Source organism: Streptomyces mutabilis, from assembly GCF_046628145.1.
Lineage (GTDB): Bacteria > Actinomycetota > Actinomycetes > Streptomycetales > Streptomycetaceae > Streptomyces > Streptomyces mutabilis.
Window position 1 is genome coordinate 480,648 of the sequence record NZ_CP176874.1, and the last position, 26,834, is coordinate 507,481.

25 protein-coding genes are annotated in these 26,834 nt (G+C 72.2%); 13 read left to right on the plus strand and 12 right to left on the minus strand.

Going from position 1 to position 26,834, the window contains the following annotated elements; genetic code table 11:
- Positions 1–3 precede the first annotated feature (3 nt).
- Both ACLIN4_RS01705 and ACLIN4_RS01710 read left to right on the plus strand, forming a co-directional pair.
- Entirely contained in the window at positions 4–1,509 is a 1,506-nt protein-coding gene (locus ACLIN4_RS01705; protein ID WP_307653355.1) for a peptide MFS transporter, read from the plus strand.
- A 96-nt stretch (positions 1,510–1,605) separates the two neighbouring features.
- Positions 1,606–3,612 carry a CocE/NonD family hydrolase gene (locus ACLIN4_RS01710; protein WP_411575423.1) on the plus strand — a complete coding sequence of 669 codons (2,007 nt, stop codon included), beginning with the start codon at positions 1,606–1,608 and terminating at the stop codon, positions 3,610–3,612.
- Between the two features lie 301 nt (positions 3,613–3,913).
- Here the strand turns inward: ACLIN4_RS01710 and ACLIN4_RS01715 are convergent, their stop codons facing one another.
- Positions 3,914–4,459 (minus strand): pyridoxamine 5'-phosphate oxidase family protein, encoded by a 546-nt coding sequence (locus ACLIN4_RS01715; protein ID WP_100044991.1) that lies wholly within the window; start codon positions 4,457–4,459, stop codon positions 3,914–3,916.
- Positions 4,460–4,707: 248 nt separating this feature from the next.
- On the opposite strand from ACLIN4_RS01715, the gene ACLIN4_RS01720 reads away from it, so the two are divergent.
- Positions 4,708–6,408: an RICIN domain-containing protein gene (locus ACLIN4_RS01720; RefSeq protein ID WP_381913750.1), complete on the plus strand. Its 1,701-nt coding sequence runs from the start codon at positions 4,708–4,710 to the stop codon at positions 6,406–6,408.
- 250 nt (positions 6,409–6,658) lie between these two features.
- The gene (locus ACLIN4_RS01725; RefSeq protein WP_107479357.1) at positions 6,659–7,834 is read left to right on the plus strand and encodes an NAD(P)/FAD-dependent oxidoreductase; all 1,176 of its coding nucleotides are present in this window, start codon (positions 6,659–6,661) and stop codon (positions 7,832–7,834) included.
- A gap of 108 nt (positions 7,835–7,942) precedes the next feature.
- On the opposite strand, the gene ACLIN4_RS01730 is transcribed toward ACLIN4_RS01725, so the two are convergent.
- Entirely contained in the window at positions 7,943–8,959 is a 1,017-nt protein-coding gene (locus ACLIN4_RS01730; protein WP_107479356.1) for a phosphotransferase family protein, read from the minus strand.
- A 175-nt stretch (positions 8,960–9,134) separates the two neighbouring features.
- Between ACLIN4_RS01730 and ACLIN4_RS01735 the strand changes: the two genes are divergently transcribed.
- Positions 9,135–9,836: a 2-phosphosulfolactate phosphatase gene (locus tag ACLIN4_RS01735; protein WP_306416676.1), complete on the plus strand. Its 702-nt coding sequence runs from the start codon at positions 9,135–9,137 to the stop codon at positions 9,834–9,836.
- Between the two features lie 75 nt (positions 9,837–9,911).
- Here ACLIN4_RS01735 and ACLIN4_RS01740 read toward each other — a convergent pair whose 3' ends face one another.
- The 3 genes from ACLIN4_RS01740 to ACLIN4_RS01750 form a co-directional block, all read right to left on the minus strand.
- The gene (locus ACLIN4_RS01740) at positions 9,912–11,057 is read right to left on the minus strand and encodes an RNA polymerase sigma factor (protein WP_411576723.1); all 1,146 of its coding nucleotides are present in this window, start codon (positions 11,055–11,057) and stop codon (positions 9,912–9,914) included.
- 8 nt (positions 11,058–11,065) lie between these two features.
- Positions 11,066–11,473, minus strand: coding sequence for a YciI family protein (locus tag ACLIN4_RS01745; RefSeq protein ID WP_100044985.1), 408 nt, complete (start codon positions 11,471–11,473; stop codon positions 11,066–11,068).
- Positions 11,474–11,609: 136 nt separating this feature from the next.
- Positions 11,610–12,356 (minus strand): dienelactone hydrolase family protein, encoded by a 747-nt coding sequence (locus ACLIN4_RS01750; RefSeq protein ID WP_289907967.1) that lies wholly within the window; start codon positions 12,354–12,356, stop codon positions 11,610–11,612.
- Positions 12,357–12,713: 357 nt separating this feature from the next.
- On the opposite strand from ACLIN4_RS01750, the gene ACLIN4_RS01755 reads away from it, so the two are divergent.
- The 3 genes from ACLIN4_RS01755 to ACLIN4_RS01765 all read left to right on the plus strand — a co-directional run bounded on the left by ACLIN4_RS01755 (position 12,714) and on the right by ACLIN4_RS01765 (position 14,496).
- Positions 12,714–13,097 carry a winged helix-turn-helix transcriptional regulator gene (locus ACLIN4_RS01755; protein ID WP_100044983.1) on the plus strand — a complete coding sequence of 128 codons (384 nt, stop codon included), beginning with the start codon at positions 12,714–12,716 and terminating at the stop codon, positions 13,095–13,097.
- Positions 13,098–13,413: 316 nt separating this feature from the next.
- Positions 13,414–13,983 carry a snapalysin family zinc-dependent metalloprotease gene (locus ACLIN4_RS01760; RefSeq protein WP_107479351.1) on the plus strand — a complete coding sequence of 190 codons (570 nt, stop codon included), beginning with the start codon at positions 13,414–13,416 and terminating at the stop codon, positions 13,981–13,983.
- Positions 13,984–14,259: 276 nt separating this feature from the next.
- Positions 14,260–14,496, plus strand: coding sequence for a hypothetical protein (locus ACLIN4_RS01765; protein WP_411575424.1), 237 nt, complete (start codon positions 14,260–14,262; stop codon positions 14,494–14,496).
- 88 nt (positions 14,497–14,584) lie between these two features.
- Here the strand turns inward: ACLIN4_RS01765 and ACLIN4_RS01770 are convergent, their stop codons facing one another.
- Positions 14,585–15,256 (minus strand): hypothetical protein, encoded by a 672-nt coding sequence (locus tag ACLIN4_RS01770; RefSeq protein WP_289907966.1) that lies wholly within the window; start codon positions 15,254–15,256, stop codon positions 14,585–14,587.
- A 200-nt stretch (positions 15,257–15,456) separates the two neighbouring features.
- On the opposite strand from ACLIN4_RS01770, the gene ACLIN4_RS01775 reads away from it, so the two are divergent.
- The 3 genes from ACLIN4_RS01775 (at position 15,457) to ACLIN4_RS01785 (ending at position 20,007) form a co-directional block, all read left to right on the plus strand.
- Complete coding sequence (locus ACLIN4_RS01775; RefSeq protein ID WP_289907965.1) at positions 15,457–16,119, plus strand: YceI family protein; 663 nt, start codon at positions 15,457–15,459, stop codon at positions 16,117–16,119.
- A gap of 167 nt (positions 16,120–16,286) precedes the next feature.
- The gene (locus ACLIN4_RS01780; protein WP_307653348.1) at positions 16,287–18,440 is read left to right on the plus strand and encodes a DUF4139 domain-containing protein; all 2,154 of its coding nucleotides are present in this window, start codon (positions 16,287–16,289) and stop codon (positions 18,438–18,440) included.
- A 7-nt stretch (positions 18,441–18,447) separates the two neighbouring features.
- On the plus strand, positions 18,448–20,007 hold the full coding sequence (locus ACLIN4_RS01785) for a mucoidy inhibitor MuiA family protein (protein WP_289907963.1): 1,560 nt from the start codon (positions 18,448–18,450) through the stop codon (positions 20,005–20,007).
- An 80-nt stretch (positions 20,008–20,087) separates the two neighbouring features.
- On the opposite strand, the gene ACLIN4_RS01790 is transcribed toward ACLIN4_RS01785, so the two are convergent.
- Together ACLIN4_RS01790 and ACLIN4_RS01795 are read right to left on the minus strand one after the other, a co-directional pair.
- Positions 20,088–20,759, minus strand: a complete 672-nt coding sequence (locus tag ACLIN4_RS01790; RefSeq protein WP_107480224.1) for a DUF4232 domain-containing protein — start codon at positions 20,757–20,759, stop codon at positions 20,088–20,090.
- A 188-nt stretch (positions 20,760–20,947) separates the two neighbouring features.
- The gene (locus ACLIN4_RS01795) at positions 20,948–22,399 is read right to left on the minus strand and encodes an amidase (RefSeq protein WP_289907962.1); all 1,452 of its coding nucleotides are present in this window, start codon (positions 22,397–22,399) and stop codon (positions 20,948–20,950) included.
- 138 nt (positions 22,400–22,537) lie between these two features.
- Between ACLIN4_RS01795 and ACLIN4_RS01800 the strand changes: the two genes are divergently transcribed.
- Positions 22,538–23,143: a TetR/AcrR family transcriptional regulator gene (locus ACLIN4_RS01800; protein WP_307653346.1), complete on the plus strand. Its 606-nt coding sequence runs from the start codon at positions 22,538–22,540 to the stop codon at positions 23,141–23,143.
- A gap of 62 nt (positions 23,144–23,205) precedes the next feature.
- Complete coding sequence (locus ACLIN4_RS01805) at positions 23,206–23,967, plus strand: metallophosphoesterase family protein (protein WP_411575425.1); 762 nt, start codon at positions 23,206–23,208, stop codon at positions 23,965–23,967.
- Positions 23,968–24,024: 57 nt separating this feature from the next.
- Here the strand turns inward: ACLIN4_RS01805 and ACLIN4_RS01810 are convergent, their stop codons facing one another.
- The 4 genes from ACLIN4_RS01810 to ACLIN4_RS01825 all read right to left on the minus strand — a co-directional run bounded on the left by ACLIN4_RS01810 (position 24,025) and on the right by ACLIN4_RS01825 (position 26,750).
- The gene (locus ACLIN4_RS01810) at positions 24,025–24,633 is read right to left on the minus strand and encodes a DUF998 domain-containing protein (protein ID WP_411575426.1); all 609 of its coding nucleotides are present in this window, start codon (positions 24,631–24,633) and stop codon (positions 24,025–24,027) included.
- Between the two features lie 21 nt (positions 24,634–24,654).
- Positions 24,655–25,173 (minus strand): hypothetical protein, encoded by a 519-nt coding sequence (locus ACLIN4_RS01815; RefSeq protein ID WP_411575427.1) that lies wholly within the window; start codon positions 25,171–25,173, stop codon positions 24,655–24,657.
- A 184-nt stretch (positions 25,174–25,357) separates the two neighbouring features.
- On the minus strand, positions 25,358–25,891 hold the full coding sequence (locus tag ACLIN4_RS01820; RefSeq protein ID WP_269959464.1) for a TetR/AcrR family transcriptional regulator: 534 nt from the start codon (positions 25,889–25,891) through the stop codon (positions 25,358–25,360).
- Positions 25,892–25,913: 22 nt separating this feature from the next.
- Positions 25,914–26,750, minus strand: a complete 837-nt coding sequence (locus ACLIN4_RS01825; RefSeq protein WP_411575428.1) for an alpha/beta fold hydrolase — start codon at positions 26,748–26,750, stop codon at positions 25,914–25,916.
- Positions 26,751–26,834 lie beyond the last annotated feature (84 nt).

Consider the following 26,834-nt stretch of genomic DNA (forward strand, 5'->3'; position numbering starts at 1 on the left):
ACCATGACAGAGCGTGCCCACCCCGTGACAGCCGACGACGAGCAGCCGCCGTCTCAGGACGACCGCGCCTTCTTCGGACAACCCAAGGGCCTGCTCACGCTGTCCGCCCTGGAGGTCTGGGAGCGGTTCTCGTTCCTGGGCATGCAGGCGATCCTGGTCCTGTATTTCGCCGACACGGTGGCCGACGAGGGCCTGGGGATGGACGCCGGCACCGCCGCGTCCGTGTCGGCCGCCTACGGCACCCTCGTCTACCTCGTGTCCGTGGGCGGCGGCTGGCTCGCCGACCGCATCCTCGGCTCCTACCGGGCGGTCCTGTGGGGCGGCATCCTCATCGCGCTGGGCCACTACTCCATGGCCGTGCCGACCGCCGCCATGACCTGGGTCGGCCTGGGCCTGATCAGCGCCGGCACCGGACTGCTCAAGCCCAACGTGGCCGCCATGGTCGGCAAGCTGTACCGCACCGACGACGACCGTCGTGACGCGGGCTTCGCGCTGTACTACATGGGCATCAACATCGGCGCGTTCGCCGGGCCGCTGATCACCGGCTGGCTCGGTGAGCACCAGGGCTGGCACTGGGGCTTCTCGGCGGCCGCGCTCGGCATGACGCTCGGGTTGGTCCAGTACATCGCCGGGCGGCGGCACCTCGCCGGCCGCAAGCACGCCGCCGAGTTCGCCCTGGCTCCCGCGGCCATGCGGCGTGCCGTGCGGCTGATGGTCGCCGGGGCCGTGGTCTTCGCCGCGCTGTGCGGCACCCTGGCGGGCGTCGGCTGGCTCACCATGGGACGGTTCGTCGACGTCCTCACGCTCGTCTCGGTCGTCGCGCCGGTCGTCTACTTCTGGGTCATGTTCACCAGCCCCCGGGTCACGGCGGAGGAACGCGGGCGGCTGCGTCCCTACATCGTGCTGTTCCTGGCCTCGGTGGTGTTCAACTTCATCCTGTTCCAGGCGTACTCGACGATGATGCTGCTCGCCTCGACGAACGCGGACACCAGCATCCTCGGGTTCGACTTCCCCTCCAGCTGGTACGCCTCCGCGCTCGGCGCCTTCGAGGTGGCGCTGGCGCCCGTGGTCGCCGCCGTCTGGGTACGGATGGGCCGCCGCCAGCCGCACGCCTCGAACAAGATCGCGCTCGGTGTGATCCTCGGCGGACTGTCGTTCCTGCTCATGGTGGTGCCCACCGTCGGCCACGAGGGCACCGACTACCGGATGGCCGCCTGGTGGATCGTCGGCTCCTACCTGCTGCTCGGCCTCGGCGACGTTCTTCTGGAGACCTCCGGCCTCTCGGCCAGCAGCAAGCTCGCGCCGAAGGCGTTCTCCAGCCAGACCATGGCCCTGTGGTTCCTCTCCCTGGCCCTCGCCAACGGCATCCAGGCCCAGGTGGTGAAGATCTACGACGACGTGTCCCACCCGGCGTACTTCGGCGTCAACGGCGCGATCGCCGTCGTCCTCGGCCTGGTCGTCGTCGCCCTCGCACCGTGGCTCCGGCGCACGATGCACCCCGTCCACTGACCTCCGGCGCCTGACCGTCGGCACCCGTCCCGACCACTGACCGCCGTACCCGTCCCGACCACTGACCACCCGGCTCGCCGGAAGGTGTACCTCCCCATGCGCATCCGCACCGACTTCCCCTACGAGACGACCCAGGACGACATCCGCATCCCCCTGCCGGACGGCACCCGCCTCTACGCGCGCGTCTGGCGGCCGGTCACCGACGAGCCGGTTCCCGCCCTGCTGGAGTACCTGCCGTACCGCCTCAGCGACTGGACCGCGCCCCGGGACAGCCAGCGCCACCCCTGGTACGCGGGCCACGGCTACGCCTCCGTCCGGGTCGACGTGCGCGGGCACGGCAACAGCGAGGGCATGCCCGGCGACGAGTACGACGCCACCGAACTGGCCGACGGTGTCGCGGTCGTCGAGTGGCTGGCCGCGCAGCCCTGGTGCAACGGCAGCGTCGGCATGTTCGGCATCTCCTGGGGCGGCTTCAACTCGCTCCAGATCGCCGCGCTCGCCCCCGAACCCCTGAAGGCCGTCGTCACCGTCTGCTCCGCGGACGACCGGTACGACAACGACGTGCACTACATGGGCGGCTCGGTGCTCGGGGTGGACATGCACGCCTGGGCCGCCACCATGCTCGCCTTCGTCTGCCGTCCGCCGGACCCGGAGTACGCCGGGGACGAGTGGCGGGAGATGTGGCTGCGGCGGCTGGAGACGGTCGACCCGTTCATCCACACCTGGCTGTCCCACCAGCTCCGCGACGACTACTGGAAGCACGGCAGCGTCTGCGAGGACTACTCCGCGATCGACGCCGCCGTCCTCGCCGTCGGCGGCTGGCACGACCCGTACCGCGACACCGTGCTCCGGCTCGTGGAGCACCTGCCGGACGACCGGGTGCGCGGACTGATCGGGCCCTGGTCGCACCAGTACCCGGACCGCGGGCTGCCGCCGGGCCCGCCGATCGGCTTCCTGCAGGAGACGCTGCGCTGGTGGGACCACCACCTCAAGGGCCGGGACACCGGCGTCATGGACGAACCGCTGCTCCGCTCCTGGATCAGCGAGTCGCACCGCCCGGCCACCGTCTACCCCGAACTGCCGGGCCGCTGGGTCGGCGACCCCGCCTGGCCCTCCCCGTACATCACCCCCACGCCCCACGCCCTCGGCGGTGAACCGGTCGTCGTACGGTCCCCCCAGCACACCGGCGTCGACGCCGGCCGCTTCTTCCCCTTCGGCAACGACGCCGACCTGCCGCCCGACCAGCGGGAGGAGGACGCCCGCTCGGTGTGCTTCGAGTTCCCCGTCGCCGACGGGCCCGTCGAGATCATGGGCCGCCCCGAGGTGACCCTGCGCCTGCGGATGGACGTGCCGTACGGGCAGGTCGTGGCCCGGCTGTGCGACGTGGCGCCGGACGGCTCGTCGACCCTCGTGACCCGCGGCGCGCTCAACCTCTCCGCCCGCCGGGGCCGGGACCGGAACGCGCCCTGGACCCCCGGGGCCACGGAGACGGTGACCTTCCGGCTCAACGGCATCGGGCACGCCTTCCCCGCCGGGCACCGCATCCGTCTCGCCGTCTCCTCCGCCTACTGGCCGTGGATCTGGCCGCAGGCGGGCTCCGACGACGGCTTCGTCCTGGAACCGGCCGGCTCCGCGCTCGTGCTGCCGGTGCGCGACGGCGGGGAACACCCCGAGGACGCCGGCATCCGTTTCGAGCCCCCCGAGCAGTCCGAGCCGCTGCGCGTCACCGCGCCGCCGGCCGCGCGGGAGGAACGCCCGGAGCGACGGGTGGTGCGCGACGTGGCCAAGGGCGAATGGCGCCTGGAGGTGGATCCGCGCTACGGAGGTACCCGCGTGTACCCGGACGGCCTGGAGTTCACCGAGGACGCCCTGGAGACCTACACGATCAGGGAGGACGACCCCCTGTCGGCACGGGCCGGGTCCGACTGGACCGTGCGGCTGCGCCGGCCGGAGCGCGCGTGGGACGTACGGATCGAGACCCGGTCGGAGATCACCTGCGACGCCGAGGACTTCGTCGCGTCGAACGAGGTGGTGTGCCACGACGGCGAGGAGGTCGTCTTCCGGCGCACCTGGGAGAAGCGCATCCCCCGCGTCGCACGCTGAGCCTGGAGCGTCGCTACGCGTCGGCCGGGCCGGAGGAGTCCTCGCCGCCCCGCTGAGGGCGGCCGATGGTCACGGCGCCCCGGAAGCGGTCCGGCCCGACGGCCGACATCGCGTCGAGCGACGGTTCGGGGACCGGCAGGAGACCGCGACATGCGCAGCCGCCTGCCGTGAACGGACAGCCGGGCATTACGGCGGGACACGAAGACCTCCGTGTGGTGCGTTCCCAGACAGCTCCGCCACACCGGAGGTCTTCGCCGTGATCAAGCCCGGCCGGCGTTGACAACGCTCGTGATCAATACAGCTAGAAGGTGTAGCGGGTGTGGCTGAACACCTGTCCGTCGTGCCCGAAGCCGTAGGCCGTGCCCGGTGCCACCGCGAACAGCAGGTCGTTCCCCTTGCGGATGCTGTCGCCGAAGCCGTAGAAGGTCCCTTCCGGCGAGCGGATGTGATCCCCGTACTGCGCCTCGAACGCGGCGATGACCTCGTCCTGCCGTGCCGGATCCGTCACCCGCTCCGCCGTGCCCTCGACCACGATGTCGACTCCTTCGGAGAGTGAGTTGTTCCCCGTGGTGAGTACGCAGTGGGGATTGCCGGCCAGGTTCTTGGCCTTCTGCTCCCCCGGTCCGGTGCTGAAGTGCAGCGCGCCGTCGTGCCAGGCGGCGATCAACGGCGTGACGTGGAGCCGGCCGTCGGGCCGGACCGTGGTGATCCAGAAGAGCTCGGCGTCCCGCAGTCGGCGCTGGGCCTCGGCCCAGTCGGTGGCGGTGACGGCCTCCGCGCCCGGGCGCGGGTTGAGCGCGGAACTGTAGCGGGCGTCGAGCTCGGTCTTGGGGCTTTTCGGTGTCATGCCAGGACTCCGGAGTCTGTGGGAGAAGGCGTCTTTCCGTCCTTCACACGATGTCCTTCACACAATGCAGACGGCCGAAGTCATCCGAACTCATCGCGCACGTCCGCGCACTCTCCAGGAAGCCGGCCGCGCCGCGGTCGGGACCGACGTGGCACCCGGGTCAGGAACGACTGCGCCGACACCGTTTACATCGATGTACATCCGCTCTAGCCTGGCGCGGATCCGTTCCCGCAGAAGGGAAGAGCGTGATGATCCTCCGCCTGTCACACACCCTCGTAAGAGTCCGCGGCGCGTGCGCACGCGTCGCGCTCCTCGCCCTGACCGGCCTGTTGGCCCTGGGACTCACCGTCCCGGCCGCCGCGAGCACTCCACCGGCACCGGCGCCGTCCCCGGCCGCCGCCGACGACGTCTCCCCCGCGGCCACGGGCACACCGTTGCGCGAGGGTACGGGGCTGTACCCGCGTGCCGTCCGGCTCGCACACAGCGGTGCGGCTAACGGGCGCGTCCTCGCCAGTGTCGTCACCTTCGACGGCGACAACGGCGTCGGCGCCATTCACGAGAGCACCGATTCCGGGGCGACCTTCCGCGAGGTCGGCAGGGTGTCCGATCCCGAGTCCGCCGCAGGTCAGGGCCTGTGCTGCGCGACGCTGTTCGAGCTGCCGCGGCAGGTGGGCGCGATGCCGGCCGGCACCCTGCTCTGGGCCTCGTCCGCCGGCCAGGACGAAGCGGACCGGCGGATGGCGCTGCGGGTCTGGCGCAGCAACGACGTCGGACGCACCTGGTCCTACCTGTCCTCGTGCGCCGTGGCCAACGGCACGGGCGGCCTGTGGGAACCGGAGTTCTCGGTGGCCGAGGACGGCGCGCTGGTCTGCCACTACGCCGACGAGACGGACCCCGGGCACAGCCAGAAACTCGTCGCGGCGCGCAGCTACGACGGAGTGCACTGGGAGGGGCACCACGACACCGTGGCGAGTGACTGGTCGGCCGACCGCCCGGGCATGCCGGTGGTGCGGAAGCTCCCGAACGGCACCTACTTCATGAGCTACGAGATCTGCAACCCCGGCGGCCAGTACCAGTGCGTAGTGCACTTCCGGACCTCCGCCGACGGCTGGGACTGGGGGAATCCCGCCTCGCTCGGCTTCCGCCCGGAGACGGTCGACGGCAAGTACTTCCGCGCCGCGCCGACCATCGCCTGGGCGCCGTCACCGGACGGCGCTCCCGACGGACGGCTGCTGCTGATCGGGCAGCGGCTTCTGAACCGGGACGGCACTCCCGCGGCGGACAGCGGCCGGACGATCCTCGTCAACACGGAGAACGGCAGCGGTCCGTGGTACGAGATCGAGTCACCGGTGACCGTGCCGAGCCCGGAGGTGAACTACTGCGAGAACTACAGCTCCCCGCTGCTGCCGTCGCCCGACGGCCGACGGGTCCTGCAGATCGCCACCGACTTCGACGGCACGGTGTGCCGGGCCTACTTCGCGACCGGCGGCCTCACCGGCAGCGGCGACGCGGCCGGGCTCGTCGACGGCGCGCTCTACCGCCTGGTGAACGCCAACAGCGGGCACTGTCTCGACGTCGCCGGTGACTCCCGGGCGGCCGGCGGCAACGTCCAGCAGTGGAACTGCAACGGCCTGGGTCCGCAGGACTGGACGCTGCGCGCCCGTGACGCGGGCCACTTCACCCTGACCGGCCGCAACAGCGGTCACTGCCTGGACGTGGAGAACGGCTCGACGGCGCCGGGTGCGAACGTCCGGCAGTGGTACTGCAACGGGAGTTCCGCACAGGACTGGAGGCTGGAGAACGTGGGCCGCGGCTACTACCGGCTGATCGCCCGCGCCGGCGCGCAGTGCCTGGACGTGGCGGAGGGCTCGCGGGCGCCCGGCGCCAACGTGTGGCAGTGGACGTGCAACGGACTTCAGCCGCAGATCTGGCGACTGCATCGGGCCTGACCCGGACGCGTGCCTGTCACCGCGACAGGCACGCGCACTCCGCTGGGGTGCGCCTTCCGCATGGTCCTGGTGCGCGGGTCGACCGCGAAGTCGGGGACGTCGGCCGTGCCGTCGCCCCGTCGGCGATGCGGCCGGCTCGCCGTCACCCGACCGGGACCGCCACCGGCCCACCGACTCAGCCGGTTGCCTCTCCTATCGAAAATCGATAGTTTCCTATCGCAGAACGATCGAACCTCAGGAGAGGCAGCCTGTGAGGACAAGCAACCGAACCAGTGACCCCGAGGGCACCGCGCAGACCGACGTCCTGGTGGTCGGCGCCGGCCTCGCCGGCCTGCACACCGCGACCCTGCTCGCCCGCCAGGGCCACGACGTGCTCCTCGTCGAACGGCGAGCCGCTCTCGCCGGCGCGATCCGCACCACGGGCATCTTCGTCCGCAAGACCCTCGACGACTTCCCGCTGCCCACCGAGCACCTCGGACCCCCGATTCGACGCATGGTGCTCTATCCCCCGGGAATGCGCCGCCCGGTGAGCCTGGTCAGCGCCCGCGACGAGTTCCGGGTGGGCGACATGGCCCCCCTCTACGAAGCGGCCGCCGCCGTCGCGCAGGACGCCGGGGTGCGGATGGCGCTCGGCACGCGCTACGCGGGCCGACAGGGCGACACGTACCACCTGCTCGGCAGAGGAGCCCGCACGGCGGTCCGCGCGCGTTTCGTCGTCGGAGCCGACGGCGCCCGGTCGCGGGTCGCCCGCGACCTCGCCCTGGACCGCAACCGTCGACTGCTGATCGGCGCCGAGGAGGTCTTCGAAGTGTCCGGGAGCGAGGAGCCGCCGACGTTCCACTGCGTCCTCGATCCCTCTCTCGCCCCCGGCTACCTCGCCTGGGTCGTCAACGACGGCCGGCACGCGCATGTCGGCGTCGCCGGCTACGCGGAGCGTTTCCCGGACGGTCTGCGCCGGGCCATGGAGCGCTTCGCCGCCTCCGCGCCCGGACTGCCCGGCGGGGATCGTCCCTCGGCGGTGGAACGGCGAGGAGGTCCCATACCCGTGGGCGGCGTACTGCGCCGGATCAGTTGCCCGGACGGGCTGCTGGTGGGAGACGCCGCGGGCGCCGTCTCCCCGCTCACCGCGGGTGGCCTGGACCCATGCCTGAGGCTGTCGGAGCACGCCGCGGAGATACTCCACGACGCGCTGCGGACGGGAAGGAGGGACGTGTTGGGCTCCTACGACGGAGCCGCGCTGCGCGCCGGGTTCCGCGGGAGGCTCACCCTGCGCAGGGCATTGGCCCAGGTACGGACACCGGCCGCCGCGAAGGCGGCCTTCGTCCTGATGCGTACGCCGCTCGGCCGGGCCGCGGCCGGCCGTGTGCTCTTCGGCGACCGGTCCTTCCCCGAACCCGCACGACGACCGTCACCGGAGGCGGCCTGAAGGGACTTCCGGAGCCGGGACCACGCGGGCGGAAGCGGAGCGCGTGCGTCGCGGGCATGCGGCGAAGGGTGCGACGGGGCACGCGGACCGCCGGAGAGTCCGTGCCGGTCAGGGCCTGCCGCCCAGAGCGGACTCCGCCGCGTCGAGGCTCTCCTCCAGGCACCGCCCGGCGTGCCGCCGGGTCCAGGCCCGCTGTTCGCGGGAGAAGCGCCGGGGCACCACCTCCACCAGCATGATCAGGTACAGGTAGCAGCGGTACAGGTGCAGACGCAGACGTACGGAGTCGGTGAACGTCGCGTCTCCTCCGGCTTCCGCGTAGCCGGTCAGGAAGTCGTCGTCCCGCTCGATGTCACCGAACAGGGCGAGGGAGACGAGATCGGCGACCGGGTCGCCCCAGAACATCCGCTCCGCGTCGACCACTCCGCTGAGGAACCTGGCCCCCGGGGCTCCGTCGAGCAGGAGATTCCCCTGCCACAGGTCGAAGTGGACCAGGGCGGGACGGGTCACGTCGGCCAGCACGTCTCCGGCCGCGGTGAACACCTCACGCACCCGCTCCGCGGGCCGGGGCAGCCGTACGCCGTAGCGCACGGCGTCGTCCAGGACCGCGGCGGTCATGGCGGCGAAGGTACTGGGCCAGTCGGCGGCCGGCGGGCCGAAGGGCCGGGCAGGGTAGCCGAACTCCGGGCCCGTCGCGGTGTGCAGCCGAGCGACGACCCCGCCCAACCGCGCACGCAACCGCGCACGTTCGCCGGGCTCCAGGGACGCGTCGGCCTGGTGCCACGGGACGCCGGGGCATTCGGTCATGACAAGGCCCGTCACGACGGACCGGTCGGCGTCGGACTCCGCGTGGATCAGTCGGGGCACCGGCACGCCCCGAAGGTCCCGCGCCGCTCTGCAGTACTCGGTCTCACCGCGCAGCAGGTCGTGCTCGTAGCGCAGCGTCGATCCGCGGTCCGTGGCCGGCGGTCGCTTCAAGACGTACCGTCGGCCGTCCTGGAGCACCACGCTCAGCAGGGAGTTGTACGTGCCTCCGGACAGCGGGGCGCACTCCGCCACGTCCGCCGGTGCGATCGCGGCCGCCGCGAGCAGGGCCGCGAACTCCGGATCGAGATCGGCAGGACTCATGTGTACTCCCCGTCGGAGGTGCCGACTTGACCTGACCGTGCCGTCGGGCGCGCGTGCCGCCCCGCAGTGACGATACCGACGCGACCGGCCGGATGGGCTCGGGAGCACCAACGCCCGTACACGGAAAGCGGGTTCGCCCGTCCGTAACCAGCGCCCATGCGCGATCATGGCGCGCATGGATTCTCGTTTCGTCGGCATCGCCGACCTGGTCGAAACACCCTCCGTGGCGGTCGTGGTCGACGTCATGCGCGCTTGCACGGTGGCTGCGTGGGCCTTCGCCCAGGGGGCGGAGAGGATCGTCCTCGCCGAGTCATTGGACGAGGCCCTGGCCCTGAAGGCTCGGCATCCGGACTGGGCAGCGCTCAAGGACGGTCCGCTCGCGCCCGGGTTCGACATGGTCAACTCGCCGGGCCTGCTGCGGTCCATCGACCTTGCCGGTCGAACGGTGGTGCAGAAGACCACGGCGGGGACGGTCGGCGCCCTCGCGGTCAAGGGGGCGTCACTGGTGCTGTGCGCCGGCTTCGTGGTGGCGGAGGCAACGGCCCGGCTCCTTCGGACACACAAGTGCGACAGCGTCACGTTCGTGGTCACCGGCGAAGACGGGCAGGCCGACGAGGACCTGGCATGTGCTCAGTACATCGCCCGGAGGGCCACCGGAGCGGGGACGGACGCGTCCGAGTTCCTGGGCCGCGCCGCCGCGTCGCGCGCGGCCACCGAGCTGGCGACGGGTGTGCGTCAGGGAGTCCACCCCGACGACGTCGCGCTGTGCCTCGAGCTCGACCGTTTCCCCTTTGCCATGGTGGCGACCTCGGAAGGACCGCAGATGGTCCTGCGCCCGTGCGCTGCAACTTCCCCGACCGACGCGGCTTCGATCTGATCGCCGCCGAGGCGACCGGCCCGGCCCCGAGGCGACGCCGGGTACCCGGCCGCATCCGCGCCGCGGTCCGTCCCGTCAGCCACGCCCGCGGGCGTTGAGCCGGGCGGCCTGGCGTGTCAGGTGGTCGCGCTCGGCGAGGCTGGATGCCTTGTGGGCCGCCTCGGCGTACAGCCGTGCCGCCGTCGCCAGGTCGCCGTCGCGCTCGTGGAGGTAGGCCGCCACCGCGGTGTGGCGGGGCAGTGTGCCGTCCAGCTCCGCGAGCGCGGCCAGGCCGGCGCGCGGTCCGTCGGCCTGGCCGACGGCCACCGCGCGGTTGAGCCGGACGACCGGGCTGTCGGTGAGGCGCAGGAGTTCGTCGTACCACTCGACGATCTGCACCCAGTCGGTCTCCTCGGCGGTCGGCGCGTCGGCGTGGAGCGCCGCGATGGCGGCCTGGGCCTGGAACTCACCCAGCCGGTCGCGGGCGAGGGCCGCCTGGAGGATCGCGACGCCCTCGGCGATCGACGCGGTGTCCCACCGGCCGCGGTCCTGTTCGGCGAGCGGCACCAGGCTGCCGTCGGGCGCGGTCCGGGTGGCGCGCCATGCGTGGTGGAGCAGCATGAGGGCGAGCAGCCCCGACACCTCGGGGTGGTCGATCGCCGCCGCGAGCTGCCGGGTGAGGCGGATGGCCTCCGCGGCGAGGTCGATGTCGCCGGAGTAGCCCTCGTTGAAGACGAGATAGAGGACCCGCAGCACGGTGGCGACGTCACCGGGCTGGTCGAACCGTACGCCGGAGACGGTGCGCTTGGCCCGGCTGATGCGCTGGGCCATGGTCGCCTCCGGCACCAGGTAGGCCCGGGCGATCTGCCGGGTGGTCAGGCCGCCGACCGCGCGCAGCGTGAGGGCGACCGCGGACGACGGTGTCAGCGACGGGTGGGCGCACAGGAAGTACAGCTGGAGCGTGTCGTCCCGCGAGGCCGCGGGCCCGGGGGCTGGCTCCTGGTCGACCAGGTCCTCTCGCCGGCGGCGGGCGGTGTCGGCCCGGGTCTCGTCGAGGAACTTGCGCCAGGCCACGGTGATCAGCCAGCCCTTGGGATCGCGCGGCGGGGCGGTCGGCCAGACGCGGACCGCCTCGACCAGCGCTTCCTGTACCGCGTCCTCGGCCGCCGCGAAGTCGGCTCCGCGGCGGACGAGGACGGCGAGCACGTTCGGCGTGAGGCTCCTGAGCCGGGCCTCGTCCATGGCCGAGGTCATTCCGTGACGGTGGGCGACACACCGTAGAACGGGCGCAGCTCGAGCCACTCGTGGATCGGCTTCCCGCCCGCCCCGGGCGCGGCCGACAGTTCCCCGGCCAGCTCGACGGCGCGCTCGTAGCTGTCGACGTCGATCACCATCCAGCCGGCGATGAGGTCCTTGGTCTCGGCGAACGGGCCGTCGGTGACCGGCGGGCGCCCCTCACCGTCGTACCGGACCCACGTCCCCTCCGGGGCGAGCGCCTGACCGTCGACGAACTCGCCGGTCTTCTCGAGCCGGTCCGCGAAGTCCCGCATGTACTGCATGTGGGCCGAGATCTCGTCCGGCGTCCACTGGTCCATGGGTACGTCGTTGACCGGAGCCGGGGCGCCTCGGTAGTGCTTGAGAAGCAGGTACTTGGCCATGGTGTGTCTCCTCGGTGCTGGTGCGGCCCATTGTGGTCGCGTTCACTGCGGGGACGGAGCCGGCCACGCGTTCTCGACATCGGGATCCGAACTTTTTCCGGCTTTCGTGGATCGCAGCCGCCTCGCCGGCCCGGCTTCAGCCGCGGGTCAGGGTGGCGCCGAGGAGGGGGAGCAAGCGGTCCCAGTGGAGCCGCGACGCGGCGGGGTCGAAGGCGTCCGTGTCGGACATGGTGAACCCGTGGACGGTGCCGGGGTAGACCTCGGAGGTGTGGTCGACCCCCGCGGCCTCCAGGGCTTCGTCGAGCACGCTGAGGGCCTCGGGCGTCATGTCGGTCTCGGCGTGGCCGAGATGGACCTTGGCGGTGATGCTGGAGAGCAGGCCGTGCAGGCCGTCGGGCCCGTCGGCGACGACGGGTGAGTGGAACCCGGCGACAGCCGCCACCTTCCCCGGGTGGGCCGCGGCGGTGCGCACCGCCAGCAGGCCGCCGATGCAGTAGCCGGTCACGGCGACCGGTCCGGCCTCGACCTCGGGCCGGCCCGTGAGGAAGTCGAGATAGGCGTCGGCGTCCCGCAGGACCCGTTCGGTGGTGTGCGCCTCGATCATGGGCATCAGCTGGGCGAAGACCGCGGGCCGGACCTCTTCCCCGATGTGCGCGGGCAGTTCGATCACCGGTGCCGTGCCGTGCCGGTAGAAGAGGTTGGGGACGAGTACGTAGTACCCGTGTCCGGCCAGTTCGCGGGCCATCTCGCACAGTGCGGGCCGGATGCCGAAGCCGTCCGCGTACATCAGCACCCCCGGGTGCCGCTTGCCGTGGTCGGGGTATGCGGCGAAGGCGTCGGCCCGGCCGTCCGCGGTGGGAATGTGCAGTGTCTCGGTGGGCATGAACTCTCCTGTCGTGGTGGATGTGTCGAGCCTTGGGTCAACACGACGGAGGTGGAGCCCGCGCGGCGACGCGGCATTCTCGGGGAGACGACGGGCACACACCGGCCCGTGCCGCGCTCAGAGGAGCGCCGGGTTGCCGATCCGTGTGTGGCGCGATGCCGTCCCGGTCATCCCCGCAACGTAGTCCACCCACCGGACGGGACGCCAGCGAATTCTTCCCGGCCGGCACGCGCCCCGCGCTGCGGGACGGCTCCGTGTCAGCGAGGGCTCGGCCTGGCTCTCTTGTGGTTACTCGAGAACTGCAGGAGAGTGAAACCAGACCCGCAAGAACGCACTTCTCGTCGACTGGGGAACGTCATGGTGACCAAACAGCAGCTCAAGGGCCTGCCCGAGGACGCGGACCTGAGGCGCGCGGACTCCCTGGCGCGGGAGATCTTCTCGGACGTCGCCAACAAGTGGGCGCTCCTGATCATCGAGGCGCTCGGCGAGCGCACCCTGAGGTTCAGCGAGCTGCGCAACGAAGTGGAGGGTGTCAGCCACAAGATGCTCACCCAGAACCTGCGCATGCTGGAACGCAACGGCCTGCTGGAGCGGAAGGTGTACCCCACGGTGCCGCCGCGGGTCGAGTACACGCTCACCGAACCGGGCCGCGCTCTGCGCATGACGGTCGACGCCATGTGCGACTGGACCCACCGGTACCTCGGCCACATCGAGGACGCGCGCCATCGCTTCGGCGAATGACGAGCGCATCGCCATGCCGTTCCGACGGCCCTCGCGCGGACGAGGGGCGGAGCGGGAAAGGGGGGCAGGAGAGGGGCCGTCGCTTCTTCCGAGGTGGCGGCCCTTCGGCGTGCGGGCTCCTGGTGGGATCACCGGCATCGCCGCCGTGGTCGATCCGGCCGGGCTCGCGCCGATGGATCTCCCGGCTCCGGGATGAGGAGGCCGGCGGCATCGCGGTGAGTGCGGTGCGGAATGACGGATTGGCGTCCTGGAGCGCTGGGCAGGGAGCCAGTGGTGTCATGACCACGACTACCTTTCCCCCACAAGGAGGTCGACCATGCGCGTCCGTACCCTGACCGGCAGCCTGGCCGCCGTGCTGCTGGCGTCGCTGCCCCTGCTGAGCGGCCAGGCCGTTGCCGCGGCCCCGCCCGAGGCCACCGCGCGTCCCCTGGCCGCGGCCCGAGTCGTCACCTACGACGCGAGCGGCGCCGCGGAGTTCAAATCCGCGGTCGACCGGGGCGCCGCGATCTGGAACGAGAGCGTCGACGGCGTGGAGTTGCGCCCGGCCACGACCGGGCAACGCGCGAACATCCGGGTCCTCGCCGACAACGGCTGGCCGCGCGCCCTGCCCGGCTCCCTGGGCAACGGCACCGTCTACATCGGCCGCCAGGCCGTGAACCAGGGCTACGACACCGTACGCATCTCGTCCCACGAGCTCGGTCACATCCTGGGCCTTCCGGACCGCAAGCCCGGCCCCTGCTCCAGCCTGATGTCGGGCTCCAGCGCGGGCGTCTCGTGCACCAATCCCTACCCGAACGCGGCCGAGAAGGCCGAGGTCGAGGACAACTTCTCGGCCACCTCGCGGGCATCGGTACCGGCGTCGCGGTCCGTGCCGGTCGGGGACTGACCGGGCGAACGGTCCTCCTCCCCGGGACAGATGCCGGAGCCACTCGACGCGGGCCGTTCGCCGCGTGGCTCAAGGCGCGGAGGAGACGAAGACACAGAAGGACAACCCGGGGGAGCCGCGATGACGTGCAGCGGCTCCCCCGGGTTGCCGAACCGGTCGAGCGGGAGTGCCGCGCCCGGCGCCCGCCCCGCGGTCGCTGCCGCCGTCGGCGGAACTCGGTCGGTTGCCGCGGGTCGGCGCCGGGGCTCCGCCGCGTCCGAACCTAGGATCGGCGGCGTGGACATCCCCCAGGATCTGATCAGCCTCGAGCGGGCGGCGGAAGAACAGCGTGCCCGGCTCGCCGGACTCGAGGGCGAGGAGTTCGAAGTGCAGCGACGGGCCTGGGAGGAGGCCACCCGGGCCGTCCGGGCGGCGATCGCCGATCACGCCGCGGTCAGCGGCCGGTCGGCGGATGCCGTCGAGGGCGCGGTCAAGCGCGCGGTACGGCAGGCGGAAGAGGACCCCGCCGGATAGTCCGCCTCCGCAACGCGCGGGCGAGGCTCTCCGCCTCGGTCGGCGCAGGGACCCGCCCGCGGCGGGATCAGCCCGTGGCCGACGGCCGTCAGACGGGCCGGAGGACGGGCGGGACGGGATCGTCGGCGGCCGTGCCCGCGGAGTCGCCGTCCCGGTCCGGATCGTAGGCGCAGGGTACGCCGCTGCCGCCGGTGAAGTACTCGCTGTCCGGATCCCAGGTGAAGGACATCCGCTCGTCCCCGTCGTCCAGCTCCGCGGACAAGCGCCATTCCTCCGCCTTCCCGCCCTCGCGATAGGTACTGATCTTCCAGCCCTCGTCCTCCAGGTGCTGCCGCAGCCGGCGAAGGCCGGGGACGGCCTGGCTCGAAGGCACATGGTCCACCGCCCAGCTGTGGTGCATCCGGTAGGCGCCGTCGACCACCTCGTCCTGCATGCCCAGCAAGCCGCCGTCGTAGCAGGCACCGGAGCCGAAGGTGTTCTCCGTGCCGACGCCGCGATCCTCGACGCCCGGTTCCACGGCACGCTCGAACCCGAGAATCCCGTACGCCTGCCGGGAGTTCTGGAAGGCGCGGCTCGCCATGTCCTCGCGCCCGACGCGGGGGAAGTCGGTGGCGCCACGGTTCTGCCACATGAGCGGGACCACGACGGCGAGTACGGCTGCGGCGACGAGCGCGACGCAGCCGCATCCGAGGGCTCCGGCCAGGGAAGGGGTTCGGGACGGAGCCGGGGTCGCGTGCATCGGTGCGGGTTCTTCGGGCATGGGGGAACGGTAGGTCCGCGGGGCGGGGCACCGGATGGGCGCGGCTACCGAGTCGGCCCAGGTACGCGTACTCAATCCGTTGATCCTGTGCAGCTTTCCGGGCGGCGTCATGGAACCCGGACGAGGCCGCACATCTTGCCGGGCCCGGCCTGCCCACGCCGTGGTAACAACCAAGTGATCCAACTCGAAAGGCACGCCTCATGGGTATCTTCAGCCGGCGCCAGACCGCCGTCGTCGAGCCGTCACCGACCGTGGACTCACTCCGCTCCGGCGGGCGGGGCGCGGCGGCCGACGCCACGCTCGACCCGGCGCTTCGCGCACTGACGGGGCACTGGACCATCGACCGCCCGCACAGCCGGATCGGCTTCTCCGTGCGGCACGCCATGGTCACGACCGTCCGCGGGGCGTTCACCGACTACGACAGCGTGCTCTACTTCGACGGCGCCCGGCCCTCCGAGTCCCGGGCCGAGATCGTCATCCGGGTCGCCAGCGTCGACACGGGCGTGGAGCAGCGGGACGCGCATCTCGTCGGCAAGGACTTCTTCGACGTACGCCGGTATCCGCAGATGACGTTCCGCAGCACCTCGACCGTGCACGAGGCCGGGGAGAGCTTCCGCATGACGGGCGACCTCACGATTCGCGACACGACCCGGCCCGTCGACCTCCAGCTGGACTACCTCGGCTCGGTCATGGACCCGTTCGGCTACGAGCGGGCGGGTTTCGACGGCACCACGACCATCGACCGCCGCGACTGGGGGCTGGTCTACAACCAGCGACTGGAGGCGGGCGGCAGCATGGTCAGCGAGAAGGTCCGGCTCCAGTTCGACATCTCGGCGATCCGCGCCCCTTCGCAGCCCCTTTGAGCGACATCCACGCCGACGCCCTCCACCGCCGTACGCACGACGTCTTCGGCTGAGACGCCCCCGGGCGGGAAGGCGGTGGGGCCGCGGCCGGTGGAACGGGCGGAGCACTCGCGGCCGGCATCCGGCATAGAGTTCCCTCGGCACTGACACGGCGTGTGGGGGAGCACATGATGGCTGAGGCGGTCCCGAGGTGGGCGTCGACACTGGACTCGGTGGTGGTGTACGCGCAGGGCGCCCTCTGCCGTCGGCTCGCCCGCGGCAGCGTGCCCCGGGACGGGCGGGTGCGGGTGACCGGTCTGCCCCGTTCGATGGACCCGGGTTCCCTGCGGGTGCGGGTCGTCGGCGCCGGCGGCGCGCGAGTCACCGAGGCGAGGGTGGCCGTCGAGGCGGAACCGCTCGACAGCCGCCCGATCGGTGAGCTCCGGCGTGAGGTGGAACGGCTCCGCGATGCCCGAGAGGCCCTCCAGGCCCGCCGGAACCGTCAGCAGGGGCTGGTCGACGAGGTGGCGGCCCTGCGCCCGGTGCCGCCGCCCCGCGGGGACGAGGCTCCGCACCGTCGCACCCCCGTCGACGCCTGGCTGGCCCTCGCCGGGTTCGTGGACGAGCGACTGACCGTGCTGCACTCCCGCCTGCGCGAGGTGGAGGAGGAACTGAGGCAGGTCGAGCACGAGTTGGGCGTCGCCTCCGACAGGCTCTCCCGCGCCTCCACCGACGCCCCCGCCTCGCGGACCGATACCACGCTGTGCGCGGTCGTCACCCTCACGGGCAGCGGTGACACACACGTCGAGGTCGAGGTGGAGTACGGGGTGCCCGGCGCCGTCTGGGTGCCGGCCTACCGCCTCACCCACCGCCGGGGCGGGAACGACGGGCGGCTGTTGATGCGGGCGGCGGTGGCCCAGCGCACGGGTGAGGACTGGACCGGCGTCCGCGTCTCGCTGGCCACGGCCGATCTGCGAAGGCGCACCGACGTACCCCGGCTCCGATCGATCCGGATCGGACGCGAGCAGCCCGCTCCCCCGTCGTCGGGATGGCGCGAACCCCCGCGCGGGCTGCTCGACCTCTTCGGCGGCTACGACGCGGCGGGACCGCGCCCGCGCGTCGGCGGCACCGACGCGGCAGGGTCGCGCCCGCGCGTGGGCGGCTCCACCGTGGCCGTCCCCGCCGCGGCGGCGCCCGAGGCTCCCGCGCCCGAGTCCGTTCCGCCCCCTACCCCGTCCGTGGCGGGATACGGCTACGGTCCGCCTCCCGGCGCCCTGCCACCACCACCCGGCGGCGTGCCGGCAGGCCCGGAGGGGGCCGTGCCCGTTTACTCGGCGCCCGGTCAACCTCACTCCCCTGCCCACGGGAAGAGCCGTGCCCGACGCACCGGCGCCGCTCCCGCCGCACCCCGCCCCATGGCTCCCGCGGTCCCCGGCCGGGCCGCACCACCCCCCGCAGCCGCTCCTCAGGCCGCACCCGCCCCGTCACCGGCCCCGGTGACCGGACCACCCCGGCCGAGCGGTGCCGAACTCGACTACGCGGCACTGGTCCTCGAGGGCCCCGACGGGGAACCGGAGCGCCGCGGACGGCTGTTCCCCGACTCGGCCCTCGACCCGGTGGCGGCCGAGCACCGACGACGCGCCGAGACGGTCACCGCGCTGCCCCTGCCGGGGAACGCCGTGCGCCCGCGCGAGTCGGCCGGTTCCTTCGACCACCGCTACGAGGCCGCCGCACGCGCCGACGTCCCCTCGGACGGTACGTGGCACACGATCACCGTGGGCGAGGTGTCGGTCGGCCTGCGGACGGAGTACCTGTGCGTCCCGTCGGTCGAACAGGCGGTCTACACGACGCTGGTGCTCTCCAACGCCACGGACCAGGCGCTGTTGGCCGGTCCGTTGGAGGTCGCGGCGGACGGGGACTTCCTGCTGACCACCTCGCTGCCCACGCTCGCGCCCGGCGGCGTGCGCCGCGTGGGGCTGGGCACCGACGAGGCCATCGGGGTCACGCGACGTACGAGCCTGCGCGAGTCGACCGCGGGGCTGCGCAACAACGTGACCGTCCTCGACCACGGCGTCCACGTGGAACTGGCCAACCGGCTCCCGGTTCCCGTCACCGTCGAGGTGCGCGAGCGGGTGCCGGTCACCTCCGACGCGGACGTCAGGATCGAGGAGAAGGCCGGCTGGGAGGCACCCGCCGCCGGCACCGACCCCGATCAGCATGCTCCCGGCACCCGTCTGTGGCGGGTCGAGATCCCGGCCCACTCCACGTCCGCCCTCGACGGCGGCTACGTCATCCGCATCCCGGCCGGCAAGGCCCTGACCGGCGGCAACCGCAGGAGCTGACCCCCTCATGCCCACGAGCCCCGAGCCGATCGCCCTCCCCGTCACCGCCGTCACCTGCCTGGAGGACCGGGCATACGTCGAACGAACCGCCGTCGTCGACCTCGCGGCCGGCACCCGGGTCCTGCGCCTCGGACCGGTCAGCGCCCTCGCCGTCGACCACAGCCTGCACGCCGAGCTGTCCGCCGGACACCCGGTGACCGTGCTCGACGCCCGGGTCGTACGCGAGTGGACACCGAGAGCGCCCGGACCCGCCGACGACGACTCCGCCCTGCGCCACCGCGTGAGAGACCTCGAGGAGGAACAGGAGGCGCTGGGCCGGCAGCGCGAGCGTCTGCACACCCGCGTCGACCTCCTCGGCCGTCTCGCCGGCGACCTGCTGCGGGAGATCGGCGAGGGCGCGGGCCTCGGCGAGTCCGACCGGACCCGGTGGACCCGCGAACTGGACCGGGTCGACGGGGAACGCGACACCTGCGGCGAGCGACTGCGCGCGGTCGACGCCCGGCTGACCGCGCTCGCCGCCGAACTCTCCGACGCCCGGCACGCCCTGGCGAGCGCGGAGACCGAACCCGCCGAACTGGTCGGCCACATCGAACTGACCGTCCGGGCGGCCGAGGCCGGTCCGGCCGGGCTGCGCGTGGCCCACCTCGTCCCGTGCGCCCTGTGGCGGCCCGCCTACCGCGCCGTACTCGACGGGGGCTCCCTCACCCTGGACACGGACGCGATGGTCTGGCAGCGCACCGGCGAGGACTGGTCGAACGTGCGGCTGACCCTGTCGACGGCCCGCAGCACGCTCGCCACCGAGCCTCCCCGCCTCTCGGAGGACAGGCTGACGCTCCGGGACCGCTCAGCGGCGGAGCGCCGCACCGTCCAGGTCGAGTTGCGCGAAGAGGAAATCGCGGATCTCGGCCCCGCGCCCGTACAGGGCCTGCCGGGGGTCGACGACGGCGGCGAGGCCCGGGTCCTGCACTGCGACACCCCGGTCTCGGTACCGTCCGACGGGCGGGCACACCGGGTGCCGCTCTCCTCCTTCGAGACCCCGACAGGTACGGAGTACGCCTGCTCGCCCGAGCTGTCCCCACTCGTCGGTCGACTGGTCCGGTTCGACAACCGCTCCGGACACGCGCTGCTCGCCGGGCCCGTGGATCTCGTCAGCGGCAGCGGCTTCCTCGGCCGCGGCACCCTGGACTTCACCGCCCCCGGCGCCCCGGCCGTCCTCGCCTTCGGCAGCCGCGACGACCACCGGGTCGTTCGGCGGACCGAGGAGACCCGTGACACCACCGGTCTCACCCAGCGGACCGTCCTCACCCGCACCGTCCGGCTGCACCTCTCACGTTTCTCGGGGCCGGCCGAGCGCCATGAGCACATGGTCGTCGTCCGGGAACGCGTGCCGGTCTCCGAGACCTCGGCGGTGGAGGTGAACCTGCGCCGGGATGCCTGCTCTCCCCCGCCCGACGACGTCGACGCGGACGGCATCGTCCGCTGGAACGTCCTTCTCCCTCCCGGAGGCCGGCGCACAATCCAACTGGTCTACGAGGTCTCGACCAGCGCCAAAGTGCACGGGCTCTAGCTCCGGTCACGACATGCACTGGAACCCGCGGTTCGCGGCGGCCCTCGGCGGCCCTACGGGACGAGGCGACGACGGGCCCTTCAGCCGGCCGGAACGGCGTCCGTCGGGTCGGTGTGCCAGTTGGTGACGACGGGTTCCTCGACGGTGATGGTGCCGACCGGCAGGGACACCGGGTCGGGGTCGCCGTCACCGACGGCGACGATGATGCTGTCCAGTTCCTTGCCACCGTCGCCGTCGGTGGTCTTCGGGTTCACCCCGGCGTAGGCGCTGGTGCTGCCGCTGAGCTTGATCTGCTCTCCGACGGTCTGCTCCGCGGGTCCGGCCTGGGTGCCGTCGGAGCCGAACGCCACGGTGGGAAGGGCGGCGGGGAGGTAACAGCTGATCCCCTCCTTCGCCTTGGCGACGATCAGGATGTACCCGCCGGCCTGGCTCTCGGACCTGGTGCTCCACGAGATGTCGTTGGCACCGCAGCTCTGCTCGACCGGTACCCGCTCCCCGTTGCCCGTGTCGACGCCGGAGCCGGCCGCGTCCTCCGTTCCCTTGCCCGTCGCTTCGGTTTCCTTGTCGCTGCCCTGGCCGCCGCCCGCGGTCGACGCCCCGGAAGGGGTGGCGGTCGCGTCGCCGGCCGGAGAAGCGGACGACGATTCCGGCGCGGCGTCGGTGGTGTCCGTGTCCTGGCAGGCGGTCATCAGCATGGTGCCGCCCAGGAGGGCTGCGGAGACGAGCAGGGCCTTGCGGCGGTTGCCGGACATGAGTTCCCCTTGGTCATCAGTGGTCGAGGCCGAAGCTGCCCGGGTTCCCGGTGCTTCTTCGATCACTATGAGGGGACCGCGAGCCGAAGGGATCCCGGCGTCTTCGTACCAGGACGGCGCTGTCACCGACCGGTGACACGTTCACATTGCCGGAACCTCGGCGTCGAGGCAGCGACGACGCGGACTCCTCAGCGGTCGGTGTGGTTCCCGGCCCACACCGCGGGCGTCCGGTCCGACCAGGGACTTGCCTGTTCGAGCTGGCCGGCGAGACGGAAGAGGCGGTCCTCGAGTCCGTAACCGGCGGCGAACTGCATTCCGATCGGAAGCCCCGATTCGGCATCGGCGGTCACCGGTACGGACATCGCGGGCGTGCCCGCCACGTTGAACACCGCGGTGAACGGCGAGATGTCGAAGAGGCGCCGCAACCAGCCCAGGCCGTCCAGCGCTTCCGCGCCCTCGGCATGGGTGCCGAGGGGGACGGGGAGTTCCGGCAGCGTCGGGGTGAGCAGCACGTCGTGGACGGCGAAGCAGCGTGCCAGGGATCGGGCGACCCGGTTGCGGACCGCGAGAGCGGTGACGAACTCGGCGCCGCCGACCCGCTGCCCGTAGCGGTAGCCGGCGAGTACGGGCGGCTCCAGGGTGGAGGAGTCGACGGGCCGGCCCGAGGCGGCGGCCAGCTCGTCGATGGACGCCGTGAGATTCGCCGTCCACTGGCGGGCGTTGGCCAGGAGGAAGTCCTCCCAGTCGACCCCCAGGTCGACCGTGGCCTCCTCCACCCGGTGGCCGAGGGACTCCAGCAGACGCGCGGTGCGGGAGACCGCGTCGGCCACGGGCGCGCTGGTGCGGTGTCCACCCCATGCCTGGGTGAGGACGCCGATCCGCAGCGTCCCCGGGTCCCGGGTGACTTCCTCCGCGTACGGCCTGGAGGGCTCCTGGGCGAAGTAGGGGTCGCCCGCTTCCGGCCCGCGGACCTGGTCGAGGAGGACCGCGCTGTCGCGCACCGTGCGGCTGACGCTGCCGTGCACGGCCAGGCCGTTGAAGACCTCGTCGAAGTGCGGACCCATGGAGACGCGGCCGCGGGTCGGCTTCAGCCCGAAGAGGCCGTTGCAGGCGGCGGGGATGCGGATCGAACCGGCGGCGTCGGTGGCGTGCGCCAGCGGGACCACCCCGGCGGCGACGGCCGCGCCCGCGCCCCCGCTGGATCCGCCCGCGCTCCGCTCCGGGTCCCACGGGTTGCGGGTCGCGCCGTACAGCACCGGTTCCGTCGTGTTGCTGTAGGCCATCTCCGGTGTCGCGGTGCGCCCGAACGTCACGAGGCCGGTGCGGCGGAAACGCCGCATCAGGAAGGAGTCGGAGCGGGCCACGTGGCCGGCCGCGAGACGGCTGCCCAGTTCCATCCGCCTCCCGGCCATGGCGACTCCGATGTCCTTGATCAGGAAAGGGACGCCGGCCAGCGGCGTACTGCCCGGTTCCGGCGCGTCGTCCGCCGGCCAGGTTTCGACCACGGCGTTGATCTGCGGATTGACCGCCCGCACGGCCTCGCGTGCGGCTGCTTCCACCTCGGCGGGGGTCACCTCACCCTTCGCCACCAGCTCCGCGAGCCCTACCGCGTCGAAGTCCGCGTACTCGGCGATTCTCACTGTCACTCCAAGGCAAGAGAGGGGATACCGTTCGGTCCCGAGTGATACCCAGCGGTATCGAACGGAACGGACTGGTACCGTAGCAGGTGATCAGGGGCCCCACGGCCACCGCGGGACGCGACTCGACGGAGCAGTCACATGGCATCGACCGCAGCAAGGCCGGGCAGGGTGGCGAAGCTGCCGCCCCGCGAGCGCATCCTCGACGCGGCGGAAGAGCTGTTCCAGAGCGAGGGGATCCGGCGGGTGGGCGTCCAGGCGATCGCCGAGAAGGCGGAAACCACCAAGATGGCGATCTACCGGCACTTCGAGACCAAGGACGCGCTCGTCGCGGAGTGGCTGCGCATCGTCGCCGCCGACTACCAGGCCGCCTTCGACCGGGTGGAGGCCGAGCATCCCGGCCGTCCCAGGGAGCAGATCCTGGGCGTGGCCCGCTTCATCGCCGACGGGCTGCCCGGGATCTCGCACCGGGGCTGTCCGTTCATCAACTCCATCGCCGAACTGCCCGACCGCTCCCATCCCGCACGGCAGATCATCGAGAGACACAAGGCGGAACAGACCCGCAGAATGGTCGGCTTGTGCGCCGACGCGGGCCTGCCCGACCCCGAGCAGGCCACGGCCGAGATCACCTTCGTACTCGAAGGCGCACAGGTCAGCACGCAGAACGGCAGCATCGACCAGGCGGGCGACCGACTGATGCGGATCGTCGAGGGGATCGTGGACCGGCACCGCTCCCCGTCCACCTGAAAGGGCTGCGCGAGGGCCCGGACGAGCCTCCACCGGGCGGGCGGCGTTGCACAGTGGTGGCCATGCTGAAGCGAGTAGCCGTCCTGTCCGACGTCCACGGCGTCCTGCCGGCCCTGGAAGCAGTGCTCGACGAGCCGGAGGTGCGCGCCGCCGACCGGGTCGTGCTGACCGGCGACATCGCGGCCGGTCCGCAACCGGCCCGGGTGCTGGACCTGCTGACCTCACTGGGCGACCGAATCGCCTGGATCAGCGGGAACGCCGACCGCGAACTCGTCGAGTACCGCCGCGGTCTGCGCGACGGAATCCCCGACCCGATCGCTCCCTGGGCCGCCGGGCAACTCCGCGCCGATCACCTCGAACACCTCTCCGGCCTGCCGCGGTCGCTGTGCCTGCCGCTGCAAGGATTGGGGAAGGTCTTCTTCTGCCACGCCACCCCTCGGGACGACGAGGAAGTCGTCCTGGTCGACTCGCGTCTCGACCGCTGGCGAGAGGTCTTCGGGGAACTCCCCGGCGACGTGCGCACGGTGGTCCTCGGCCACACCCACATGCCGTTCGTACGTCTCGCCCACGGCAGGCTCGTCGTCAACCCCGGCAGCGTCGGCATGCCCTACGGCCGGACTGGAGCCCACTGGGCGCTCCTGGGCCCCGGCGTCGAACTGCGCACCACGCAGTTCGACATCGACGCCGCGATCGCCCAGGTGATCCGGGACTCCTCCTACCCCGACATCGGGCAGTGGGCCGACTACTTCCTTCGAGCGCGGGCGACCGACGCGGACGCGCTGGCCGCCTTCGGCCCACGGGACGGACGCACCGACACCGCATGACGGACACCCGCCGAGCCAAGGCGGGTGCGCCGGCCCAGGGGCTTTCCACCCGGCCGGCTACTCGGGCACGGGGCGTCGGGCCGGTCGGCGTACGTGACGGAGGCAGGAAGCGGCGACCACGAAGGGCCACAGCGACTGAAGGAACGTCACGACGCGCTCCGCGACACCCGCGTTGCCGTGCCGGTGCATCTCGAACAGGAACCATGCTCCACCGGCACCCATCAGCACGCTCACCATGATCGCGGGCGCGAGCCGCAGAGCCCAGGGGCCGCCCGCTCTGACGTCGACGGCCAGCACTGGCCACACCGCGAGGAGTGTGTAACCGACCACCGCCACCGCACCGTGCCGCAGGGAACCCCCGCTGCTCGGCGCGGGAAGCAGCGTCACGGCCAGCGCCGCGACACCGCCGCCGCCCAGCGCCACGCGTCCGGCGGTCGCGGCCGCCCGCAACCCCCAGGCGGTCAGCAGGTGGCAGGCGCCCAGAGCGAGAAACGCCACTGTCATCACCCAGTAGCCCGAAGCCCCGTGGGCGCCCAGGACGCTGATCGTCTGGGTGGCGGGGTCGTACGCGGGTCCTTCGAAGAGTGCGGCGCCCGACCAGCCTCCGATCAGCAGGACGGGCGCACACCCGGAGGAGAACAGGACCCATCTGGGGACAACGCGCATCAAACCACCATAAAGCGACCGTCAGGCGGCTCGGCAGAGCCCCGCGGGAGCGGCCGACGTCGAGACGCACGGGACCGGACGGGCGGCTCGGCCGGCGCCGGCACCGGCGACCTGCGAACGGCTTCGCGCGAAGACGACCAGGCGAAGCACGGCGAACCGCGCGACACCGGCGAGCGCGGAGGCGGACAGGTAGACGACCTGCTCGAGCACCGCGCCGGGGGCCGCCACGAGCTGATGCAGTGCGAGCATCGCCATGCAGGTCACCGCGTACGCGGCCGCCGCGGAACCGGCCGACTGCGTGTGCTGGCGCCAGGTCGCCCGCCCGCCCGCGCCGAAGGTGAAGCGAGCGTGCAGCTCGGTGGCGAGCAGCGTGGAGACCCCCGTGATCAGGGCGTTGGCCAGGACCCAGGGAATCCACGAGGCGAGACCCGCCACGGCGAGGCTCGAGGCGATCCCCACCCCGCCACCGCAGAGCACGAAGCGGGCGAAGGCGGCCGAGGCACCGGGCGCGGCTTGCTTCCGGCTCTGCGCTACGTCCATGATCCACCCCTCGCCGATGCTTTCCAACGAGGGAAACGCTACGTTGCATTCACGATGCGAGCAACTGATTTATTGCAGGGATCGCCTATTTGGGCAGCTCACGCCTCTTAAATCGTTGCAACGGTGCCAGCTTAACGCAACAAACCGGGTCGCAGCTCGTTGCAATGCAATGCAGGGAAACCACTCACAGGGCGCGCAGGCCGCGGTCGGCGAAGGCGATCAGCCACTCGAAGCTCTCGTCGATGTCCGCGCTCCACTGGAAGCCGTTGGCCACCTGTAGCGTGGCGAAGCCGTGGCACAGACTGCGGAGCATGCGCAGAGCGTGATCCACGTCGGCCGGGTCGATCTCGTAGCCCCGCAGGACCGCCATGAACGCGTCGAGGAGTCGTCGGCCGGCGGCGGCCAACGGGTCCTCGGGGCCGGACGGCTCCTGTCCGATCGTGGCGGAGTACCGGCCGGGGTGCTCCAGCACGAAGGCGCGGAACGCTCGGGCCGCGGCCGCCAGGGCATCTCGGCCCGCGTATCCCTGGACAGCTCCACCGACGGCGTCGGCGACCTCGCTCAGCGCGAGGACGGCGATGCGCCGGTTGAGGTCTTCCTGGCCGCCCACGTGCTTGTACAGCGACGGGGTACGCACGCCGACGCGCTCCGCCAGCGAACCCATCGTCAGGTTGGCCAGACCCACCTCGTCGGCGAGAGCGGCACCGGCCGCGACCACGGCCGCCGGGTCCAGGCCGGCCCTAGGCACGGGCGGCGTCCGCACGGAGGAAGGCGAGCACGAGGGAGACCACCTGGTCGGGGTACTGGTCGTGCGGGTAGTGCCCGGCACCCTCGATCATTTCGAGGCGGCCGAGGCCGGACGGCAGGGCGCCGACGATCGCCGAGCCCTCGGCGTGCGGGTCGGCCCAGTCGGGGTCGAGCGTGCCCATGACGACCAGGACCGGGCAGCGGACGTTGCCGAGCTGGGCGCCGGCGTCGGTCGGCGCACTGCGCCCCATGCCCTGCATGGCCTCCATCCGGCCCGGCTCGCGCAGCAGGGACTCGATGCGGGCGATCCGCTCGGTCCAGTCGTCCGGCCTCACACCCGGGTAGGCCACATCGAGGTACGAGCGCCAGAGCGGCACGCTGCCGAGGACGCCCGCGCCGAGCAGCCGCAGCATGCCCTGCCGGAAGCGCTTGACCTTCAGGTCACCGAGGCCGACCGACTGCTTGCGGGTGAACGGAGCCAGTTCGACGACCGCGGTGACCAGCGAGGGCTCTTGCGCCGCGGCGATGGTGGCGGCGCCGCCGGAGGCCGAGTGGCCGACGAGCACGGCCGGGCCGCCCAGATGACGGATCACGGCCAGCAGGTCACCGGCGATGTCGGTGCGGCTCCAGGCCGGCCAGTCGACGCTGGACTCACCGCAGCCGCGCAGGTCGACCGAGGCCACCCGGTACCCCGCCGCCACCAGCCGCGGGACGACGGCACGGTACGCGGCACGGCTGTCACCCATGCCGTGGGCGAGAACGATCAGGGGGCCGGAGCCCGCCACCTCGTACGCGATCTTCCCGCCGCCGACGGGGAGGTACTCGGTCATGGACGCCTCCGGAGACCAGTTGGCTAACTGAATTAGCCAAAAGCTAATCCCGTTAGCCTGAACTGTCAACACCCCCTCGCGCCA

What these genes read in the sequence shown, in the direction of transcription:
- ACLIN4_RS01705 (WP_307653355.1), top strand. Translation starts at nt 4, where the DNA reads ATGACAGAGCGTGCCCACCCCGTGACAGCCGACGACGAGCAGCCGCCG.
- ACLIN4_RS01710 (WP_411575423.1), top strand. Translation starts at nt 1,606, where the DNA reads ATGCGCATCCGCACCGACTTCCCCTACGAGACGACCCAGGACGACATC.
- ACLIN4_RS01715 (WP_100044991.1), bottom strand. Translation starts at nt 4,459, where the DNA reads ATGACACCGAAAAGCCCCAAGACCGAGCTCGACGCCCGCTACAGTTCC.
- ACLIN4_RS01720 (WP_381913750.1), top strand. Translation starts at nt 4,708, where the DNA reads ATGATCCTCCGCCTGTCACACACCCTCGTAAGAGTCCGCGGCGCGTGC.
- ACLIN4_RS01730 (WP_107479356.1), bottom strand. Translation starts at nt 8,959, where the DNA reads ATGAGTCCTGCCGATCTCGATCCGGAGTTCGCGGCCCTGCTCGCGGCG.
- ACLIN4_RS01735 (WP_306416676.1), top strand. Translation starts at nt 9,135, where the DNA reads ATGGATTCTCGTTTCGTCGGCATCGCCGACCTGGTCGAAACACCCTCC.
- ACLIN4_RS01740 (WP_411576723.1), bottom strand. Translation starts at nt 11,057, where the DNA reads ATGGACGAGGCCCGGCTCAGGAGCCTCACGCCGAACGTGCTCGCCGTC.
- ACLIN4_RS01745 (WP_100044985.1), bottom strand. Translation starts at nt 11,473, where the DNA reads ATGGCCAAGTACCTGCTTCTCAAGCACTACCGAGGCGCCCCGGCTCCG.
- ACLIN4_RS01750 (WP_289907967.1), bottom strand. Translation starts at nt 12,356, where the DNA reads ATGCCCACCGAGACACTGCACATTCCCACCGCGGACGGCCGGGCCGAC.
- ACLIN4_RS01755 (WP_100044983.1), top strand. Translation starts at nt 12,714, where the DNA reads ATGGTGACCAAACAGCAGCTCAAGGGCCTGCCCGAGGACGCGGACCTG.
- ACLIN4_RS01760 (WP_107479351.1), top strand. Translation starts at nt 13,414, where the DNA reads ATGCGCGTCCGTACCCTGACCGGCAGCCTGGCCGCCGTGCTGCTGGCG.
- ACLIN4_RS01770 (WP_289907966.1), bottom strand. Translation starts at nt 15,256, where the DNA reads ATGCCCGAAGAACCCGCACCGATGCACGCGACCCCGGCTCCGTCCCGA.
- ACLIN4_RS01775 (WP_289907965.1), top strand. Translation starts at nt 15,457, where the DNA reads ATGGGTATCTTCAGCCGGCGCCAGACCGCCGTCGTCGAGCCGTCACCG.
- ACLIN4_RS01780 (WP_307653348.1), top strand. Translation starts at nt 16,287, where the DNA reads ATGATGGCTGAGGCGGTCCCGAGGTGGGCGTCGACACTGGACTCGGTG.
- ACLIN4_RS01785 (WP_289907963.1), top strand. Translation starts at nt 18,448, where the DNA reads ATGCCCACGAGCCCCGAGCCGATCGCCCTCCCCGTCACCGCCGTCACC.
- ACLIN4_RS01790 (WP_107480224.1), bottom strand. Translation starts at nt 20,759, where the DNA reads ATGTCCGGCAACCGCCGCAAGGCCCTGCTCGTCTCCGCAGCCCTCCTG.
- ACLIN4_RS01800 (WP_307653346.1), top strand. Translation starts at nt 22,538, where the DNA reads ATGGCATCGACCGCAGCAAGGCCGGGCAGGGTGGCGAAGCTGCCGCCC.
- ACLIN4_RS01805 (WP_411575425.1), top strand. Translation starts at nt 23,206, where the DNA reads ATGCTGAAGCGAGTAGCCGTCCTGTCCGACGTCCACGGCGTCCTGCCG.
- ACLIN4_RS01810 (WP_411575426.1), bottom strand. Translation starts at nt 24,633, where the DNA reads ATGCGCGTTGTCCCCAGATGGGTCCTGTTCTCCTCCGGGTGTGCGCCC.
- ACLIN4_RS01815 (WP_411575427.1), bottom strand. Translation starts at nt 25,173, where the DNA reads ATGGACGTAGCGCAGAGCCGGAAGCAAGCCGCGCCCGGTGCCTCGGCC.
- ACLIN4_RS01825 (WP_411575428.1), bottom strand. Translation starts at nt 26,750, where the DNA reads ATGACCGAGTACCTCCCCGTCGGCGGCGGGAAGATCGCGTACGAGGTG.